Origin of the sequence: Bacillus sp. FSL L8-0358 (assembly GCF_038593095.1) — a bacterium.
GTDB classification, from domain to species: Bacteria; Bacillota; Bacilli; order Bacillales; family Bacillaceae; genus Bacillus; species Bacillus subtilis.
On sequence record NZ_CP151962.1, the window covers coordinates 1,724,479 to 1,742,223 of the forward strand.

General features: G+C 43.2%; 18 protein-coding genes. All 18 read left to right on the forward strand.

The window, feature by feature from the left end:
* Nucleotides 1–13 precede the first annotated feature (13 nt).
* Nucleotides 14–289: a glucose-induced regulator RulR gene (gene rulR / locus NYE49_RS08990; RefSeq protein WP_009967250.1), complete on the forward strand. Its 276-nt coding sequence runs from the start codon at nt 14–16 to the stop codon at nt 287–289.
* A gap of 1 nt (nt 290) precedes the next feature.
* Complete coding sequence (locus tag NYE49_RS08995; protein ID WP_003220946.1) at nt 291–593, forward strand: YlxQ family RNA-binding protein; 303 nt, start codon at nt 291–293, stop codon at nt 591–593.
* 19 nt (nt 594–612) lie between these two features.
* The gene (gene infB / locus NYE49_RS09000; RefSeq protein ID WP_047182617.1) at nt 613–2,760 is read left to right on the forward strand and encodes a translation initiation factor IF-2; all 2,148 of its coding nucleotides are present in this window, start codon (nt 613–615) and stop codon (nt 2,758–2,760) included.
* Entirely contained in the window at nt 2,757–3,035 is a 279-nt protein-coding gene (locus tag NYE49_RS09005) for a DUF503 domain-containing protein (RefSeq protein ID WP_003231905.1), read from the forward strand. The genes infB and NYE49_RS09005 overlap by 4 nt, the downstream gene beginning before the upstream one ends.
* Nucleotides 3,036–3,051: 16 nt before the next feature.
* Nucleotides 3,052–3,405: a 30S ribosome-binding factor RbfA gene (rbfA, locus tag NYE49_RS09010; RefSeq protein ID WP_009967251.1), complete on the forward strand. Its 354-nt coding sequence runs from the start codon at nt 3,052–3,054 to the stop codon at nt 3,403–3,405.
* Between the two features lie 81 nt (nt 3,406–3,486).
* Nucleotides 3,487–4,416: a tRNA pseudouridine(55) synthase TruB gene (gene truB, locus NYE49_RS09015; RefSeq protein ID WP_047182618.1), complete on the forward strand. Its 930-nt coding sequence runs from the start codon at nt 3,487–3,489 to the stop codon at nt 4,414–4,416.
* A gap of 18 nt (nt 4,417–4,434) precedes the next feature.
* Nucleotides 4,435–5,385: a bifunctional riboflavin kinase/FAD synthetase gene (gene ribF / locus NYE49_RS09020; protein ID WP_047182619.1), complete on the forward strand. Its 951-nt coding sequence runs from the start codon at nt 4,435–4,437 to the stop codon at nt 5,383–5,385.
* A gap of 156 nt (nt 5,386–5,541) precedes the next feature.
* Nucleotides 5,542–5,811, forward strand: coding sequence for a 30S ribosomal protein S15 (gene rpsO / locus NYE49_RS09025; RefSeq protein WP_003220957.1), 270 nt, complete (start codon nt 5,542–5,544; stop codon nt 5,809–5,811).
* Between the two features lie 172 nt (nt 5,812–5,983).
* Entirely contained in the window at nt 5,984–8,101 is a 2,118-nt protein-coding gene (pnp, locus tag NYE49_RS09030; protein ID WP_047182620.1) for a polyribonucleotide nucleotidyltransferase, read from the forward strand.
* Between the two features lie 117 nt (nt 8,102–8,218).
* Nucleotides 8,219–9,178 carry a polysaccharide deacetylase family protein gene (locus tag NYE49_RS09035; protein ID WP_015383683.1) on the forward strand — a complete coding sequence of 320 codons (960 nt, stop codon included), beginning with the start codon at nt 8,219–8,221 and terminating at the stop codon, nt 9,176–9,178.
* Nucleotides 9,179–9,217: 39 nt separating this feature from the next.
* Nucleotides 9,218–10,447 carry a pitrilysin family protein gene (locus NYE49_RS09040; RefSeq protein WP_003245717.1) on the forward strand — a complete coding sequence of 410 codons (1,230 nt, stop codon included), beginning with the start codon at nt 9,218–9,220 and terminating at the stop codon, nt 10,445–10,447.
* 77 nt (nt 10,448–10,524) lie between these two features.
* On the forward strand, nt 10,525–10,782 hold the full coding sequence (locus NYE49_RS09045; RefSeq protein WP_003231890.1) for a YlmC/YmxH family sporulation protein: 258 nt from the start codon (nt 10,525–10,527) through the stop codon (nt 10,780–10,782).
* A gap of 185 nt (nt 10,783–10,967) precedes the next feature.
* Nucleotides 10,968–11,861, forward strand: coding sequence for a dipicolinic acid synthetase subunit A (gene dpaA, locus NYE49_RS09050; protein WP_003231888.1), 894 nt, complete (start codon nt 10,968–10,970; stop codon nt 11,859–11,861).
* Between the two features lie 2 nt (nt 11,862–11,863).
* Nucleotides 11,864–12,466: a dipicolinate synthase subunit B gene (gene dpaB, locus NYE49_RS09055; RefSeq protein ID WP_003231884.1), complete on the forward strand. Its 603-nt coding sequence runs from the start codon at nt 11,864–11,866 to the stop codon at nt 12,464–12,466.
* A 125-nt stretch (nt 12,467–12,591) separates the two neighbouring features.
* Complete coding sequence (asd, locus tag NYE49_RS09060; protein WP_003244674.1) at nt 12,592–13,632, forward strand: aspartate-semialdehyde dehydrogenase; 1,041 nt, start codon at nt 12,592–12,594, stop codon at nt 13,630–13,632.
* Between the two features lie 91 nt (nt 13,633–13,723).
* Nucleotides 13,724–14,938 (forward strand): aspartate kinase, encoded by a 1,215-nt coding sequence (gene dapG, locus NYE49_RS09065; RefSeq protein ID WP_047182621.1) that lies wholly within the window; start codon nt 13,724–13,726, stop codon nt 14,936–14,938.
* A gap of 30 nt (nt 14,939–14,968) precedes the next feature.
* Nucleotides 14,969–15,841, forward strand: a complete 873-nt coding sequence (gene dapA, locus NYE49_RS09070) for a 4-hydroxy-tetrahydrodipicolinate synthase (RefSeq protein ID WP_014476832.1) — start codon at nt 14,969–14,971, stop codon at nt 15,839–15,841.
* A 177-nt stretch (nt 15,842–16,018) separates the two neighbouring features.
* Nucleotides 16,019–17,686: a ribonuclease J2 gene (rnjB, locus tag NYE49_RS09075; protein ID WP_003231875.1), complete on the forward strand. Its 1,668-nt coding sequence runs from the start codon at nt 16,019–16,021 to the stop codon at nt 17,684–17,686.
* The last annotated feature ends 59 nt before the right edge of the window (nt 17,687–17,745 follow it).

Here is a 17,745-nt window from a genome sequence, read left to right on the forward strand (position 1 = left end):
GAGGTGACTTTAGGTGAATAAACACAAAAAGATCCCATTACGCAAATGTGTAGTGACTGGTGAAATGAAGCCTAAAAAGGAACTGATCCGAGTTGTACGGTCGAAAGAAGGCGAAATCTCAGTAGACCCGACCGGAAAAAAGAATGGGCGGGGTGCTTATTTAACGCTGGATAAAGAGTGCATCTTAGCAGCAAAAAAGAAAAACACTTTGCAAAATCAATTTCAATCACAAATCGATGACCAGATTTTCGATGAATTGCTGGAACTGGCGGAAAAGGTGAAAAAATAAAATGTCTGGAATGGAATGGTTTCCCTTGCTGGGTCTGGCCAATCGAGCTCGTAAGGTCGTGTCAGGCGAAGACTTGGTAATAAAAGAAATCAGGAATGCGCGTGCAAAGCTTGTCCTGCTTACAGAGGATGCATCATCTAACACAGCAAAAAAAGTAACTGACAAGTGCAATTATTATAAAGTCCCTTATAAAAAAGTCGAGAGTCGCGCGGTTCTTGGACGCTCTATCGGTAAAGAAGCCCGTGTCGTTGTCGCCGTCACTGACCAAGGTTTTGCGAATAAGCTGATCAGCTTGCTCGATTAATATTTTTGGGGGTGAACGAATGGCTAAAATGAGAGTATACGAATATGCAAAAGCGTTAAATGTTTCAAGTAAGGAAATTTTGACCGCACTGAAGAACATGGATTTAGAAGTGAATAATCACATGGCCATGCTTGAAGAAAAGGCCATTAAAAAGCTTGATGCCAAATATAAAAAAGGCGGCGCAGCTGCTAAATCTCAAAAGCCAGCAGAAACGAACAAAAACAAACAGCCACAAGGGGTTAATCAGCAATCAGCTGGAAATCAACCAAATAAAATTCGAGACGGAAAGAAGAATGACGTGCAGAATAATCAATTTAACAAAAACAAGAAGAATAACAACAACAAAAAAAATAAACGCAACAACAACAATAAAAACCAACATCAGCAAAAGCCTGTAAAGCCGAAAAAAGAGCTTCCTGAGAAAATTACATTCTCTGGCACTTTAACAGTTGGCGCACTTGCTGAAGAGCTTGGCAAAGAGCCTTCAGAAATCATTAAAAAGCTGATGCTTCTTGGCGTAATGGCAACCATTAACCAAGAGCTTGATAAAGACACAATCGAACTCATTGCATCAGAATATGGTGTTGAAACAGAAGAGGTCATTGTGCTTGAAGAAACAGAGCTGGAAAAATACGAAGAGCCTGATAATGAAGAGGATCTTGAAATTCGTCCTCCTGTCGTGACAATCATGGGTCACGTTGACCATGGGAAAACAACGCTTCTTGACAGCATCCGTAAAACAAAGGTTGTTGAAGGAGAAGCAGGCGGAATCACTCAGCATATCGGCGCTTATCAAATTGAAGAGAACGGCAAGAAAATCACGTTCTTGGATACACCGGGCCACGCCGCATTTACAACAATGCGTGCACGCGGTGCAGAAGTAACTGATATTACGATTCTTGTCGTAGCTGCCGATGACGGTGTCATGCCGCAAACAGTTGAAGCGATTAACCATGCAAAAGCAGCAGAGGTTCCAATCATCGTAGCTGTGAATAAAATAGATAAAGAATCCGCAAACCCTGACCGTGTGATGCAAGAACTGACGGAATACGGACTTGTCCCTGAAGCTTGGGGCGGAGAAACCATTTTTGTGCCGCTTTCTGCTTTAACTGGAAAAGGCATTGATGAGCTCGTTGAAATGATTTTGCTTGTCAGTGAGGTAGAGGAACTGAAAGCGAATCCGAACCGTCAGGCAAAAGGAACGGTTATTGAAGCTGAACTCGATAAAGGCAGAGGGTCAGTTGCGACGTTGCTCGTACAGACTGGAACACTGCATGTCGGTGATCCGATCGTAGTCGGCAACACATTTGGCCGTGTCCGTGCAATGGTCAACGACATTGGCCGCCGTGTGAAAACTGCCGGCCCGTCAACTCCGGTTGAAATTACCGGTTTGAATGATGTCCCTCAAGCGGGAGACCAATTCCTTGTCTTTAAGGATGAAAAAACAGCTCGTTCTGTCGGTGAAGCCCGTGCTTCGAAACAGCTTGAAGAGCAGCGCAGCGATAAAGCGAAGCTCAGTCTTGATGATTTATTCGAGCAAATTAAGCAAGGTGATGTAAAAGACATCAACCTCATCGTAAAAGCTGACGTTCAAGGATCTGCTGAAGCTTTAACGGCTGCGCTTCAAAAAATTGAAGTAGAAGGCGTTAAAGTGAAAATCATCCATACAGGCGTTGGTGCGATTACTGAATCTGACATTATCTTGGCATCTGCTTCCAATGCAATTGTTATTGGGTTTAATGTGAGACCGGACGGAAATGCTAAGAGTACGGCTGAAGCTGAAAATGTAGATATTCGACTTCACCGTATCATTTACAAAGTAATCGACGAGATTGAAGCTGCCATGAAAGGTATGCTTGATCCTGAATATGAAGAAAAAGTAATTGGTCAAGTAGAAGTACGCCAAACATTCAAAGTATCTAAAATCGGTACAATTGCCGGCGGATATGTTACTGAAGGAACCATTACGCGCGACAGCGGCCTCCGTTTAATTCGTGACGGCGTCGTCATCTTTGAAGGCGAAGTAGATGTTCTGAAACGCTTTAAAGACGATGTGAAAGAAGTTTCACAAGGCTATGAATGTGGTATTACAATTAAGAAATACAATGACATTCGTGAAGGTGACATCCTAGAAGCGTTTGTCATGCAAGAAATTGAAAGAACGTGATCGGATTTGCGGAGTGTGAATGCATCATTTATGATGCAGGATCGCTAAAAGAAAAGCGTGCCGTTCTGAAGCGGGTTTTAACCAGGGTTCAAAACAAGTTCAATGTTTCGATTTCGGAGATTGGCTATCAGGACACCTGGCAAAGAACCAGCTTCGGAATCGCCGCTGTTTCTTCCTCTCGCGTTCAAACAGAAAAAGAACTGCAGCGCGTCCTAGCGTTTATCGATTCTTTTCCTGAAATTGAACGGACGATCACTAGGACAGAGTGGTTTTAACTTAGAGGTGATTGAATTGAGTATGAGAGCAAACCGTGTCGGCGAGCAAATGAAAAAAGAACTCGGTGATATTATCAGCCGCAAGCTGAAAGACCCGAGAATTGGTTTTCTGACAGTAACGGATGTACGTGTATCAGGTGATTTGCAAATTGCAAAGGTGTATATCTCGGTTCTCGGTGACGAGAAAAAACGGGAAGAAGCGCTGAAAGGGCTGGCAAAAGCGAAAGGATTTATCCGATCCGAAATCGGCAGCCGCATCAGACTTCGAAAAACGCCTGAAATTGAATTTGAGTTCGATGAATCAATCGATTACGGAAATCGGATCGAAACACTGATTCACGAATTACATTCAGAGAAACCATCTGAATAAAAAATGAGAGGATAGGCGTATATCGTCTGTCCTCTTTCTTCGTTTAAAAGAAAAAAGCTCAAAAGAAGGAGTGAAAGGCAAATGGTTAACGGAGTTCTCCTTTTACATAAACCTGTTGGCATGACATCGCACGACTGTGTCATGAAGATCCGAAAGCTGTTAAAAACAAAAAAAGTAGGACATACAGGAACGCTCGATCCGGAAGTGTCAGGCGTGCTTCCGATTTGTGTAGGAAGAGCGACAAAAATAGTCGAATACTTAACAGAAAAATCTAAAACGTATGATGCAGAAATAACGCTTGGCTTTTCAACCACAACAGAGGATCAAACCGGAGAAACGGTGGAAACAAAGCCTGTCAATCACGACATTGATAAAGCGGATGTAGAAAAGGTTTTAAACAGTTTAAAGGGGAAACAAGAACAAATTCCGCCCATGTATTCCGCTGTAAAAGTAAACGGCAAAAAATTATACGAATACGCAAGAGCAGGGATTGAAGTAGAACGTCCGAAACGTATGATAACCATTGAAGACATTGCCCTGACGACAGAGATTAAACATCATGGAGAAACTGCAAGCTTCCGGTTTACAGTGACTTGCTCCAAAGGGACCTATGTAAGGACGCTGGCGGTCATGATCGGAGAAAAGCTCGGATATCCGGCTCATATGTCTCATTTAATCCGTACGGCATCCGGAGATTTTTCTCTCGACGAATGCTTTACTTTTGATGAGCTCGAAGCACAGGCCCAATCCGGAACCGTGGAAGAGCATACAGTTCCTATTGAACGTGCGCTCAATCATTTGCCGAAATGGATCATAAGTGATACATTAGCTAAGAAAGTAGAAAATGGGGCTTTGCTTGAGACGCCCGAGCAGTTTTCTGAATTGACAAGTGAAGACCGTATTGCCGTCTTTACTGAATCCGGAACCTGCTTGGCGATCTATTTCCCTCATCCTGCAAAAAAAGGGCTGCTAAAGCCGGCAAAAGTATTGATGCAAAAAAGCGAACAATAGAAAAAAGGTGACCGTTCTGTGAAGACGATACATATGACACATCCTCATCATTTAATAAAAGAGGAGCAGGCAAAATCAGTGATGGCGTTAGGTTATTTTGACGGCGTTCATCTCGGGCATCAAAAGGTAATCGGCACAGCGAAGCAAATAGCCGAAGAAAAAGGCCTGACATTAGCTGTGATGACCTTTCATCCCCATCCTTCTCACGTGTTGGGCAGAGATAAGGAACCAAAGGATCTGATTACACCTCTTGAAGACAAAATAAACCAAATTGAACAATTAGGCACAGAAGTTCTGTATGTCGTTAAATTTAATGAAGTGTTTGCTTCTCTTTCTCCTAAGCAGTTTATAGACCAGTATATTATCGGCCTTAATGTGCAGCATGCAGTGGCAGGCTTTGACTTTACGTACGGCAAATACGGCAAGGGAACAATGGAGACCATGCCGGATGATTTAGACGGAAAAGCTGGGTGCACAATGGTAGAAAAATTGACGGAGCAAGATAAAAAAATCAGTTCTTCGTATATCCGTACCGCGCTTCAAAACGGAGATGTTGAATTGGCGAATGTCTTGCTTGGACAGCCTTATTTTATTAAAGGAATTGTCATTCATGGTGATAAAAGAGGACGGACCATCGGGTTTCCGACAGCAAATGTCGGTTTAAATAACAGCTATATCGTTCCGCCCACAGGTGTATATGCCGTAAAAGCGGAAGTGAACGGCGAAGTTTACAATGGCGTTTGCAATATCGGCTATAAGCCGACGTTTTATGAAAAGCGCCCTGAGCAGCCTTCCATCGAGGTCAATCTGTTTGATTTCGATCAGGAGGTATATGGAGCCGCTATAAAAATCGAATGGTATAAACGGATTCGGAGCGAGCGGAAATTCAATGGCATCAAAGAATTAACTGAGCAAATTGAGAAAGATAAGCAGGAAGCCATCCGTTATTTCAGCAATTTGCGGAAATAACTTGCAACGCACACAAATTTTATTCTAAAATATTTGCATATAGGCGCGATTTTTAGTATGATAGTTTTCGTAGTCTTAAAACCATTGCTTGGCAATCCGAAGTCACCGACGGTTGCTAGGTAACTGGGGCTAAATATGATTTGGAGGTGAAACAGGATGGCAATTACTCAAGAGCGTAAAAACCAACTCATCAATGAGTTCAAAACACACGAATCTGATACTGGATCTCCAGAAGTTCAGATCGCTATCCTAACTGACTCAATTAACAACTTGAACGAGCATTTACGTACTCACAAGAAAGACCACCACTCACGTCGCGGTCTTCTTAAAATGGTAGGTAAGCGTCGTAATCTTCTTACGTATCTGCGTAATAAAGACGTAACTCGTTACCGTGAGTTAATTAACAAACTAGGCTTACGTCGATAATCGTAAAAAGCGGGAGGATTCCCGCTTTTTTATCGTATTAAAGCGAAATTTCTTATAACAAATCATTGAAATCCTTTTACATACTACTTTGACATTGATATGTTCAATTCATTTCGTTCATAATAGGAGTAATTGATTATTTCACACAACGAAGAGAGGAGTTCGTAATTGTATGGGACAAGAAAAACATGTCTTTACCATAGATTGGGCCGGAAGAACGCTAACTGTTGAAACCGGCCAGCTTGCCAAACAGGCAAATGGTGCTGTGATGATCCGCTACGGTGATACAGCAGTACTTAGTACAGCAACCGCTTCAAAAGAACCTAAACCGCTTGATTTCTTCCCTCTTACTGTAAACTATGAAGAAAGATTATATGCGGTAGGGAAAATTCCGGGCGGATTTATTAAAAGAGAAGGACGTCCAAGTGAAAAAGCGGTTCTTGCCAGCCGTTTAATTGATCGTCCGATCCGTCCTTTGTTTGCCGATGGATTCCGTAATGAAGTTCAAGTCATCAGCATTGTCATGAGTGTTGACCAAAACTGCTCTTCAGAAATGGCTGCCATGTTCGGTTCATCTCTTGCACTTTCTGTATCGGATATTCCGTTTGAAGGACCGATTGCAGGGGTTACTGTCGGACGCATTGATGATCAATTTATCATTAACCCGACAGTCGATCAGCTTGAAAAAAGCGACATCAATCTTGTCGTTGCCGGCACGAAAGATGCGATTAACATGGTAGAAGCGGGAGCGGACGAAGTTCCTGAGGAAATCATGCTTGAAGCCATTATGTTTGGCCATGAAGAGATTAAACGCCTGATTGCATTCCAAGAAGAAATTGTTGCAGCAGTCGGCAAAGAGAAATCTGAAATTAAGCTCTTTGAAATTGATGAAGAGCTTAATGAAAAAGTAAAAGCTTTGGCAGAAGAGGATCTGCTGAAAGCCATCCAAGTTCATGAAAAGCATGCCCGTGAAGATGCCATTAACGAAGTGAAGAACGCAGTTGTGGCAAAATTCGAGGATGAAGAACATGATGAAGACACAATCAAGCAAGTGAAGCAGATTTTATCCAAGCTGGTGAAAAATGAAGTTCGCCGCTTGATTACTGAAGAGAAAGTAAGACCGGACGGCCGCAGTGTCGATCAAATCCGCCCGCTCTCTTCAGAGGTTGGCCTCTTGCCAAGAACGCACGGTTCAGGCCTATTTACAAGGGGACAAACTCAGGCCCTCAGCGTATGTACGCTAGGTGCTCTGGGAGATGTGCAAATCCTTGACGGCTTAGGTGTCGAAGAGTCGAAACGTTTTATGCATCATTACAACTTCCCGCAATTCAGCGTTGGGGAAACAGGACCGATGCGAGGACCGGGACGTCGTGAAATCGGACACGGAGCACTGGGTGAGCGTGCGCTTGAGCCAGTTATTCCGTCTGAAAAAGACTTCCCTTATACTGTCCGTCTTGTTTCAGAAGTGCTTGAATCAAACGGTTCTACATCTCAAGCAAGCATTTGCGCAAGCACACTTGCAATGATGGATGCCGGTGTACCGATTAAAGCGCCAGTTGCTGGTATTGCGATGGGTCTTGTCAAATCAGGCGAACATTACACTGTCTTGACTGACATCCAAGGCATGGAAGACGCGCTCGGGGATATGGACTTTAAAGTAGCGGGAACTGAAAAAGGCGTAACGGCCCTGCAAATGGACATTAAAATTGAAGGCCTTTCCAGAGAGATTCTTGAAGAAGCGCTTCAGCAGGCGAAAAAGGGCAGAATGGAAATCCTCAACAGCATGCTTGCAACATTAAGCGAATCAAGAAAAGAGCTTTCTCGATATGCGCCTAAGATCTTAACAATGACCATTAATCCTGATAAAATCCGCGATGTCATCGGACCAAGCGGAAAACAAATCAATAAGATCATCGAAGAAACCGGTGTTAAAATTGATATTGAGCAGGACGGCACAATCTTTATTTCCTCTACAGATGAAAGCGGCAACCAAAAAGCGAAAAAAATCATCGAAGACCTTGTTAGAGAGGTTGAAGTCGGCCAACTTTACCTAGGTAAAGTGAAACGGATTGAAAAATTCGGGGCTTTCGTTGAAATTTTCAGCGGAAAAGACGGTTTGGTGCACATTTCAGAGCTTGCGCTTGAACGCGTAGGGAAAGTTGAAGATGTTGTAAAAATCGGAGACGAGATTCTTGTCAAAGTCACTGAAATTGATAAACAAGGACGAGTGAATTTATCCCGCAAAGCGGTGCTCCGTGAAGAGAAAGAAAAAGAAGAACAACAATCTTAAATGAAAACATAAAAGGAGCCTGGGAGACCCGGCTTCTTTATTTTGAAGCTTTTCAAAAGCAGGCGGGTTCTACCTTGTCCTTCTCCTTCATAATGTGAGGTGAGGGGGGGACAGAACATGTACAAAAAATTTGTACCGTTTGCCGTTTTTTTATTTCTTTTTTTTGTCTCATTTGAGATGATGGAAAATCCGCATGCACTTGATTATATAGGGGCAATGAAAAAAGATACGGTGACTGTCACGGCGTCAAAAGATCCGTTATATGAAGAATTGCTTCAAAAAGCGCCGGAGTATGAAGTTAAGCCCCAGAATGCAAGAATTGATAAAGTGTGGAAAAGCATTCCAGGCTATAATGGATTAAAGGTCAATATTGAACAATCATATAAAAAAATGAAACAGCATGGTGAGTTTCGGGAAAAAGATTTGGTGTACAGTCAAGTAAAACCAAGTGTTCATCTTGAGTCACTTCAGCCTGAGCCTATTTATAAAGGAAATCCTGACAAACCGATGGTGGCTTTTTTAATCAATGTGGCATGGGGAAATGAGTATTTGGAAAAAATGCTTCCTATTCTGCAAAAGCACCAGGTTAAAGCTACGTTCTTTTTAGAAGGCAATTGGGTGAGAAACAATGTACAGCTCGCTAAGAAGATTGCAAAAGACGGACATGAAATCGGAAATCATTCATACAATCATCCGGATATGAGCAAACTGACTACAGGAAGAATTTCCGAGCAGCTCGACAAGACTAATGAACAAATAGAACAAACGATCGGTGTTAAGCCAAAGTGGTTCGCTCCGCCGAGCGGAAGTTTCAGAAAAGCGGTTATCGACATTGCAGCTGAGAAACAGATGGGAACAGTCATGTGGACAGTTGATACAATCGATTGGCAAAAGCCGGCTCCGTCTGTACTTCAGACGAGAGTGTTAAGCAAGATACATAATGGTGCCATGATTTTAATGCATCCGACTGACCCTACGGCGGAAAGTCTTGAAGCGCTGATTACACAGATAAAAGACAAAGGATATGCGCTTGGAACAGTCACTGAACTAATGGATGAAACAAGACTATTGAAGTAACAGATGAAGGCAGCTTGTCTTTGAATAGGAGGAACAAATTTGATTAAACGATATACGTGTCAAAATGGTGTAAGAATTGTGCTGGAAAATAATCCGACAGTCCGTTCTGTTGCGATCGGCGTATGGATCGGCACAGGTTCGAGACATGAAACGCCGGAGATAAACGGAATTTCTCACTTTTTAGAGCACATGTTCTTTAAAGGGACGAGCACAAAATCTGCACGCGAGATAGCAGAATCTTTTGATCGTATTGGCGGACAGGTCAATGCGTTTACTTCAAAGGAATATACCTGCTACTATGCAAAGGTGCTTGACGAGCATGCGAATTACGCGCTGGACGTATTAGCAGATATGTTCTTTCATTCAACGTTTGATGAAAACGAGCTGAAAAAAGAGAAAAATGTAGTATATGAAGAAATTAAAATGTACGAAGATGCGCCGGACGACATTGTACATGATTTATTGAGCAAAGCCACTTACGGCAATCATTCTTTAGGCTACCCAATTCTAGGCACGGAAGAAACGCTTGCTTCCTTTAACGGTGACTCTCTCAGACAATACATGCATGATTATTATACGCCGGACCGAGTGGTGATTTCGGTAGCGGGCAATATATCTGACAGTTTTATCAAAGATGTAGAAAAATGGTTCGGGTCATACGAGGCGAAAGGCAAAGCGACAGGCCTTGAGAAGCCTGAGTTCCACACGGAAAAACTGACGAGAAAAAAAGAAACAGAGCAGGCTCATTTGTGCCTTGGATTTAAAGGCTTAGAGGTTGGCCATGAACGTATTTATGATTTAATCGTCCTCAACAATGTGCTCGGAGGCAGCATGAGCAGCCGGCTGTTCCAAGATGTGCGTGAAGATAAAGGACTTGCTTATTCTGTTTACAGCTATCACAGCTCATATGAGGACAGCGGAATGCTCACTATTTACGGCGGAACGGGTGCAAATCAGCTTCAGCAGCTGTCGGAAACAATTCAAGAAACCCTTGCCACATTAAAACGTGACGGCATTACCTCGAAAGAACTGGAAAACAGCAAAGAGCAAATGAAGGGAAGCTTAATGCTGAGCTTAGAAAGCACAAACAGCAAAATGAGCCGAAACGGAAAAAATGAACTGCTGCTCGGCAAACATAAAACATTAGATGAAATCATCAATGAATTAAACGCCGTGAACTTAGAGCGTGTTAACGGCCTTGCCAGACAATTGTTTACCGAAGACTATGCATTAGCACTTATCAGCCCTTCCGGCAATATGCCGTCTTAAAAAGGAAAGCCTGCCCCATAATGGAGCAGGCATTTTTTAATCCCTTTCATCATACATAGTACAAGGGGGTGACAGACATGCGGCTCAGTGAATTATCAGGAAAGGAAATTGTAGACATCAAAAGAGCTGAACGGCTCGGAGTGCTCGGCCAGACCGATTTGGAAATCAATGAACAGGATGGACAGATTACAGCACTCCTCATTCCCACAGTTAAGTGGTTTGGTTTGAGAAAGCAAGGTCATGACATTCGTGTCCCATGGCACCATATTCAAAAGATCGGTTCAGATATGATTATATTAGATGTACCTGAGGAAATGCCTCCTCGACAAGAGTAAATAGCCCAATTGACTGTGTAGCGGGCTCTAAAGAAAACATCTGAAACATCGGCTGCCTGAGCCGATGTTTTTTTATATGGAAAAAGCGCATCTTTTATATTCACCGGTATTTCCTTTTAATCATAAGATGAAGGGGAGCTTAACAACTAGAGATCCAGTATATACAAAGAAGGTGAACGTTTAGAATGTTAACCGGATTGAAAATTGCAGTTATCGGCGGTGACGCAAGACAGCTCGAAATTATAAGAAAGCTCACTGAACAGCAGGCTGACATCTATCTTGTCGGTTTTGACCAATTGGATCACGGTTTTACCGGGGCAGTAAAATGCAATATTGATGAAATTCCTTTTCAGCAAATAGACAGCATCATTCTTCCAGTATCCGCGACAACAGGAGAAGGTGTCGTATCGACTGTATTTTCGAATGAAGAAGTTGTGTTAAAACAGGACCATCTCGACAGAACGCCTGCACATTGTGTCATTTTCTCAGGAATTTCTAACGCCTATTTAGAAAACATTGCAGCTCAGGCAAAAAGAAAACTTGTTAAACTGTTTGAGCGGGATGACATTGCGATATACAACTCTATTCCGACAGTAGAAGGAACGATCATGCTGGCTATTCAGCACACGGATTATACGATACACGGATCACAGGTGGCCGTTCTCGGTCTGGGGCGCACCGGGATGACGATTGCCCGTACATTTGCCGCGCTCGGGGCGAATGTAAAAGTGGGGGCAAGAAGTTCAGCGCATCTGGCACGTATCACTGAAATGGGGCTCGTTCCTTTTCATACCGATGAGCTGAAAGAGCATGTAAAAGATATAGATATTTGCATTAATACCATACCGAGTATGATTTTAAATCAAACGGTACTTTCTAGCATGACACCAAAAACCTTAATATTGGATCTGGCCTCACGTCCCGGGGGAACGGATTTTAAATATGCCGAGAAACAAGGGATTAAAGCACTTCTTGCTCCCGGGCTTCCAGGGATTGTCGCTCCTAAAACAGCTGGGCAAATCCTTGCAAACGTCTTGAGCAAGCTTTTGGCTGAAATACAAGCTGAGGAGGGGAAATAAGGATGTCGTCATTAAAAGGAAAAAGAATCGGGTTTGGGCTGACCGGGTCACATTGCACATATGAAGCGGTTTTCCCGCAAATTGAGGCGTTGGTCAACGAAGGAGCTGAAGTCCGTCCGGTTGTCACATTTAATGTAAAATCCACAAATACCCGATTTGGAGAGGGAGCAGAATGGGTTAAAAAAATTGAAGACCTGACTGGATATGAGGCCATTGATTCGATTGTAAAGGCAGAACCTCTTGGGCCGAAGCTGCCCCTTGACTGCATGGTCATTGCGCCTTTAACAGGCAATTCAATGAGCAAGCTGGCAAATGCCATGACGGACAGCCCGGTGCTGATGGCGGCAAAAGCGACAATCCGAAACAATCGGCCTGTCGTTCTGGGTATCTCGACAAATGATGCTCTTGGTTTAAACGGAACAAATTTAATGAGGCTCATGTCAACAAAAAATATCTTTTTTATTCCATTCGGGCAAGATGATCCATTTAAAAAACCGAATTCAATGGTAGCCAAAATGGATCTGCTTCCGCAAACGATTGAAAAGGCACTCATGCACCAGCAGCTTCAGCCGATTCTAGTTGAGAATTATCAGGGAAATGACTAAATTTACAGAAAATCTTTCCCAAACTAAAAAATTCGGTCATCACCCGCATATTCTATGGTAAAATAAAACGTAAAATCATAGTCAAATCAATTCAATGAAGCTGATTGGCGGAAGGAGTTTTACAGATGGGAAGAGGTTTACACGTAGCTGTTGTCGGAGCGACAGGGGCTGTGGGACAACAAATGCTTAAAACACTTGAAGACAGAAACTTTGAAATGGACACACTTACATTGCTATCTTCAAAACGCTCTGCGGGGACAAAAGTCACGTTTAAAGGCCAAGAGCTGACTGTTCAGGAAGCTTCTCCTGAGAGCTTTGAAGGGGTAAATATTGCTTTGTTCAGCGCCGGCGGAAGCGTATCACAAGCATTGGCACCAGAAGCTGTAAAACGCGGCGCTATTGTTATAGATAATACGAGCGCGTTCCGCATGGATGAAAATACACCGCTTGTTGTGCCAGAAGTGAATGAGGCAGACTTGCATGAACACAACGGCATTATTGCCAATCCAAACTGCTCTACAATCCAAATGGTTGCGGCACTTGAACCGATCCGCAAAGCATATGGCTTAAACAAGGTCATCGTATCAACTTACCAGGCAGTATCAGGAGCGGGTAATGAAGCTGTAAAAGAGCTTTACAGCCAAACACAGGCGATTTTAAATAAAGAAGAAATAGAGCCTGAGATCATGCCGGTAAAAGGTGACAAAAAACACTATCAAATCGCCTTCAACGCGATTCCGCAAATCGATAAATTCCAAGATAACGGCTATACGTTTGAGGAAATGAAAATGATAAATGAAACGAAAAAAATCATGCACATGCCTGACCTTCAAGTAGCGGCTACATGTGTGAGACTGCCAATCCAAACTGGGCACTCAGAGTCCGTCTACATCGAAATAGACCGTGATGACGCTACAGTTGAAGATATTAAAAATCTATTGAAAGAAGCTCCGGGCGTGACACTTCAGGATGATCCAAGCCAACAGCTTTATCCGATGCCTGCTGATGCTGTCGGCAAAAACGATGTGTTTGTAGGCCGCATCCGCAAAGACTTGGACAGAGCAAACGGTTTTCATTTATGGGTTGTTTCTGATAACCTATTAAAAGGCGCGGCATGGAACTCTGTTCAAATTGCAGAAAGCCTGAAAAAACTAAACCTCGTATAAAAGAGAGAATTTTCTAAAGACGAATAGAAGAGAGTAAGGCGCTATCAGCCTGCTCTCTTCTGTTACGTCCGAATAATTTGGAGTGAAAACAGTGAAGATAATTGTTCAAAAGTTCGGCGGAACATCAGTAAAAGATGATAAAGGCCGCAAACTGGCTTTAGGGCATATTAAAGAAGCAATCAGTGAAGGATATAAGGTTGTCGTTGTCGTTTCAGCGATGGGCCGAAAAGGAGACCCGTATGCAACAGATTCTTTGCTCGGGCTGCTTTACGGCGATCAGTCAGCGATTTCTCCTAGGGAACAGGATTTGCTTTTATCTTGCGGAGAGACTATTTCCTCTGTCGTCTTTACAAGCATGTTGCTTGATAACGGTGTGAAAGCAGCTGCGCTGACAGGGGCTCAGGCTGGCTTTTTAACGAATGATCAGCATACCAATGCGAAAATCATTGAAATGAAACCGGAGCGTTTATTCAGTGTGCTCGCCAATCATGATGCGGTAGTCGTCGCAGGCTTCCAGGGCGCAACTGAAAAGGGTGATACAACTACAATCGGCAGAGGGGGCAGCGATACGTCTGCAGCCGCACTCGGAGCAGCTGTTGATGCGGAATACATCGATATTTTCACCGATGTAGAAGGTGTGATGACTGCTGACCCAAGAGTGGTGGAAAATGCAAAACCGCTTCCTGTTGTGACGTATACGGAAATCTGCAACCTGGCGTATCAGGGGGCCAAGGTCATTCATCCGCGTGCGGTGGAAATCGCAATGCAGGCCAAGGTTCCGATCCGCGTCCGTTCGACTTATTCGAATGATAAAGGTACATTGGTGACATCACATCACTCTTCCAAGGTCGGCAGTGATGTTTTTGAAAGGCTGATTACGGGAATCGCACATGTCAAAGATGTCACGCAGTTCAAAGTGCCTGCGAAAATCGGCCAGTATAATGTTCAGACTGAAGTGTTCAAGGCTATGGCAAACGCTGGAATCAGTGTCGATTTCTTTAACATTACACCTAGTGAAATCGTCTATACGGTAGCCGGAAATAAAACAGAAACAGCTCAGCGTATTTTAATGGATATGGGCTATGATCCAATGGTGACGAGAAACTGCGCGAAGGTATCGGCGGTCGGCGCGGGCATTATGGGTGTTCCCGGTGTTACGTCCAAAATTGTATCGGCTCTTTCAGAAAAAGAAATTCCGATCCTTCAGTCGGCTGACAGCCATACGACGATATGGGTGCTCGTCCATGAAACGGATATGGTTCCTGCTGTAAACGCTTTGCATGAAGTGTTTGAACTTTCGAAGTAAATGTGATTGAATCATGATGAGGTGAATAAAATGAATTTCGGAAATGTGTCTACAGCGATGATTACACCCTTTGACAATAAAGGGAACGTAGACTTTCAAAAACTGTCTACACTGATTGATTACTTGTTGAAAAACGGAACGGATTCTTTAGTAGTAGCGGGAACAACTGGAGAATCTCCGACCCTTTCAACTGAAGAAAAAATTGCGCTTTTTGAATATACGGTAAAAGAAGTAAACGGACGGGTGCCCGTTATCGCTGGTACTGGAAGCAACAACACGAAAGATTCCATTAAGCTGACAAAAAAAGCTGAGGAAGCGGGCGTGGACGCTGTTATGCTTGTTACCCCGTATTACAATAAACCTTCTCAAGAAGGAATGTACCAGCATTTTAAAGCAATTGCGGCAGAGACATCTCTTCCGGTTATGCTCTATAATGTTCCTGGCCGTACGGTTGCTTCTCTTGCTCCTGAAACGACGATCCGTTTGGCGGCGGACATTCCGAATGTGGTTGCGATTAAAGAAGCGAGCGGAGACCTAGAAGCGATTACAAAAATTATTGCTGAAACACCGGAAGACTTCTATGTCTATTCAGGGGATGATGCTCTGACGCTTCCTATTCTTTCAGTTGGAGGAAGAGGAGTTGTATCAGTGGCAAGCCATATTGCAGGCTCTGATATGCAGCAAATGATTAAAAATTATACGAATGGGCAAACAGCTAATGCGGCACTGATCCATCAGAAACTGCTGCCGATTATGAAGGAACTGTTTAAAGCGCCTAATCCTGCTCCAGTCAAAACAGCGCTTCAGCTGAGAGGTCTTGATGTCGGTTCTGTGCGTCTGCCTCTAGTCCCGTTAACTGAGGATGAACGTCTGAGCTTAAGCAGCACGATCAGCGAACTGTAAGAAAATTTCATACAGTGAAACAAACGCGGTCATTCTCACATTCAGCTGAGTTTGACCGTTTCTTTTACATATTGGTTTTCCCTAAACCTTCTGCTTTATCTTGTTTTCTAAATTTACTTTCAGTTATAATAGGAACAAGTGATGATGGACGGGTATGAGACTAGGAGGATATAGATTTTGAAAAAGAAAAATACAGAAAACGTTAGAATTATCGCCCTTGGCGGTGTCGGAGAGATTGGGAAGAACCTTTATGTCATTGAAATTGACTCAGACATATTTGTCGTTGATGCCGGCCTTATGCATCCAGAAAACGAAATGCTCGGTATTGATGTAGTGATTCCTGACATATCATATTTGATTGAACGGGCTGACCGCGTCAAGGCAATCTTTTTAACGCACGGGCACGATGAAAATATCGGCGGCGTTTTTTACTTATTAAACAAGCTGTCCGTTCCAGTGTACGGAACAAAACTGACGCTTGCACTGTTAAGAGAGAAATTAAAACAATACGGACATAACCGAAAAACTGATTTAAGAGAAATTCACTCAAAATCTGTCATTACATTTGAATCAACAAAAGTATCGTTCTTTAGAACGATTCACAGCATTCCTGATTCTGTAGGTGTGAGCTTTAAAACATCACTTGGATCTATTGTATGCACGGGAGACTTCAAATTTGACCAAACACCTGCACTTAATCAGACGTGCGACATTGGCGAGATCGCCAAGATTGGCAATAGCGGCGTGCTCGCTCTGCTTTCTGACAGTGCAAATGCGGAACGGCCGGGTTACACCCCTTCGGAAGCGGCAGTCAGCGGAGAAATTTCGGATGCGCTGTATAATTCACAGAACCGGGTGATTATTGCTGTTTTCGCATCCAATATTAACCGGATTCAGCAAGTCATTCATGCAGCGGCTCAAAATGGCAGAAAGATTGCCGTAGCCGGAAAAAATCTTCAATCTGTCCTGCAGCTGGCGAGAAAGTTAGGATACATTGAAGCAGATGATGAATTGTTTATTTCTGTACAGGATGTCAAAAAATATCCGAAGCGCGAAGTGGCCATTATTACAGCCGGAAGCCAAGGTGAACCATTAGCTGCTTTGACAAGAATGGCAAACAAAGCTCACAAACAGCTGAACATTGAAGAAGGGGATACGGTGGTCATTGCGTCAACTCCGATTCCCGGGCAGGAACTCATTTACTCTAAAACAGTAGATCTTCTTGCGAGAGCCGGTGCACAAGTCATCTTTGCCCAAAAGCGTGTTCATGTATCAGGACACGGCTCACAAGAAGAGTTAAAGCTGATGATCAACCTGCTTAAACCAAAATATTTGATTCCTGTAAACGGCGAATACAGAATGCAAAAAGCTCATTCAAAAATCGCTGAAGAAACCGGCATGAAGCGCAGTGACATCTTCTTAATTGAAAAAGGAGACGTCGTTGAATTCCGCGGCCAAAACGTAAAAATTGGGGATAAAGTTCCTTACGGCAATATTTTAATTGATGGTTTAGGTGTCGGTGATATCGGCAATATCGTATTGAGAGACCGCCGCTTGCTTTCACAGGACGGAATTTTAATCGTTGTCATTACACTTGATAAACAAAAGAAACATCTTGTATCAGGACCAGAAATTATCACTCGCGGCTTTGTTTATGTAAGAGAGTCTGAAGGTCTTATCGTACAGGCTACTGAGCTTGTCCGGTCCATCGTGACAGAAGCGACTGAAACATCAAATGTCGAATGGTCAACGCTGAAGCAGGCAATGCGGGATGCTTTGAACCAATTCCTTTATGAAAAAACGAAACGTAAACCGATGATCATCCCAATTATTATGGAAGTATAATGACTGACTAAAGACCGGAGCTGCTCCGGTCTTTATTTTTTGTCCTTCAAGCCGGGATT

Coding starts and splice junctions, on each gene's coding strand:
- rpsO (WP_003220957.1), top strand. CDS start 5,542: ATGGCAATTACTCAAGAGCGTAAAAACCAACTCATCAATGAGTTCAAA.
- dpaA (WP_003231888.1), top strand. CDS start 10,968: ATGTTAACCGGATTGAAAATTGCAGTTATCGGCGGTGACGCAAGACAG.
- infB (WP_047182617.1), top strand. CDS start 613: ATGGCTAAAATGAGAGTATACGAATATGCAAAAGCGTTAAATGTTTCA.
- NYE49_RS09045 (WP_003231890.1), top strand. CDS start 10,525: ATGCGGCTCAGTGAATTATCAGGAAAGGAAATTGTAGACATCAAAAGA.
- dpaB (WP_003231884.1), top strand. CDS start 11,864: ATGTCGTCATTAAAAGGAAAAAGAATCGGGTTTGGGCTGACCGGGTCA.
- NYE49_RS08995 (WP_003220946.1), top strand. CDS start 291: ATGTCTGGAATGGAATGGTTTCCCTTGCTGGGTCTGGCCAATCGAGCT.
- NYE49_RS09035 (WP_015383683.1), top strand. CDS start 8,219: ATGTACAAAAAATTTGTACCGTTTGCCGTTTTTTTATTTCTTTTTTTT.
- dapA (WP_014476832.1), top strand. CDS start 14,969: ATGAATTTCGGAAATGTGTCTACAGCGATGATTACACCCTTTGACAAT.
- truB (WP_047182618.1), top strand. CDS start 3,487: ATGGTTAACGGAGTTCTCCTTTTACATAAACCTGTTGGCATGACATCG.
- asd (WP_003244674.1), top strand. CDS start 12,592: ATGGGAAGAGGTTTACACGTAGCTGTTGTCGGAGCGACAGGGGCTGTG.
- pnp (WP_047182620.1), top strand. CDS start 5,984: ATGGGACAAGAAAAACATGTCTTTACCATAGATTGGGCCGGAAGAACG.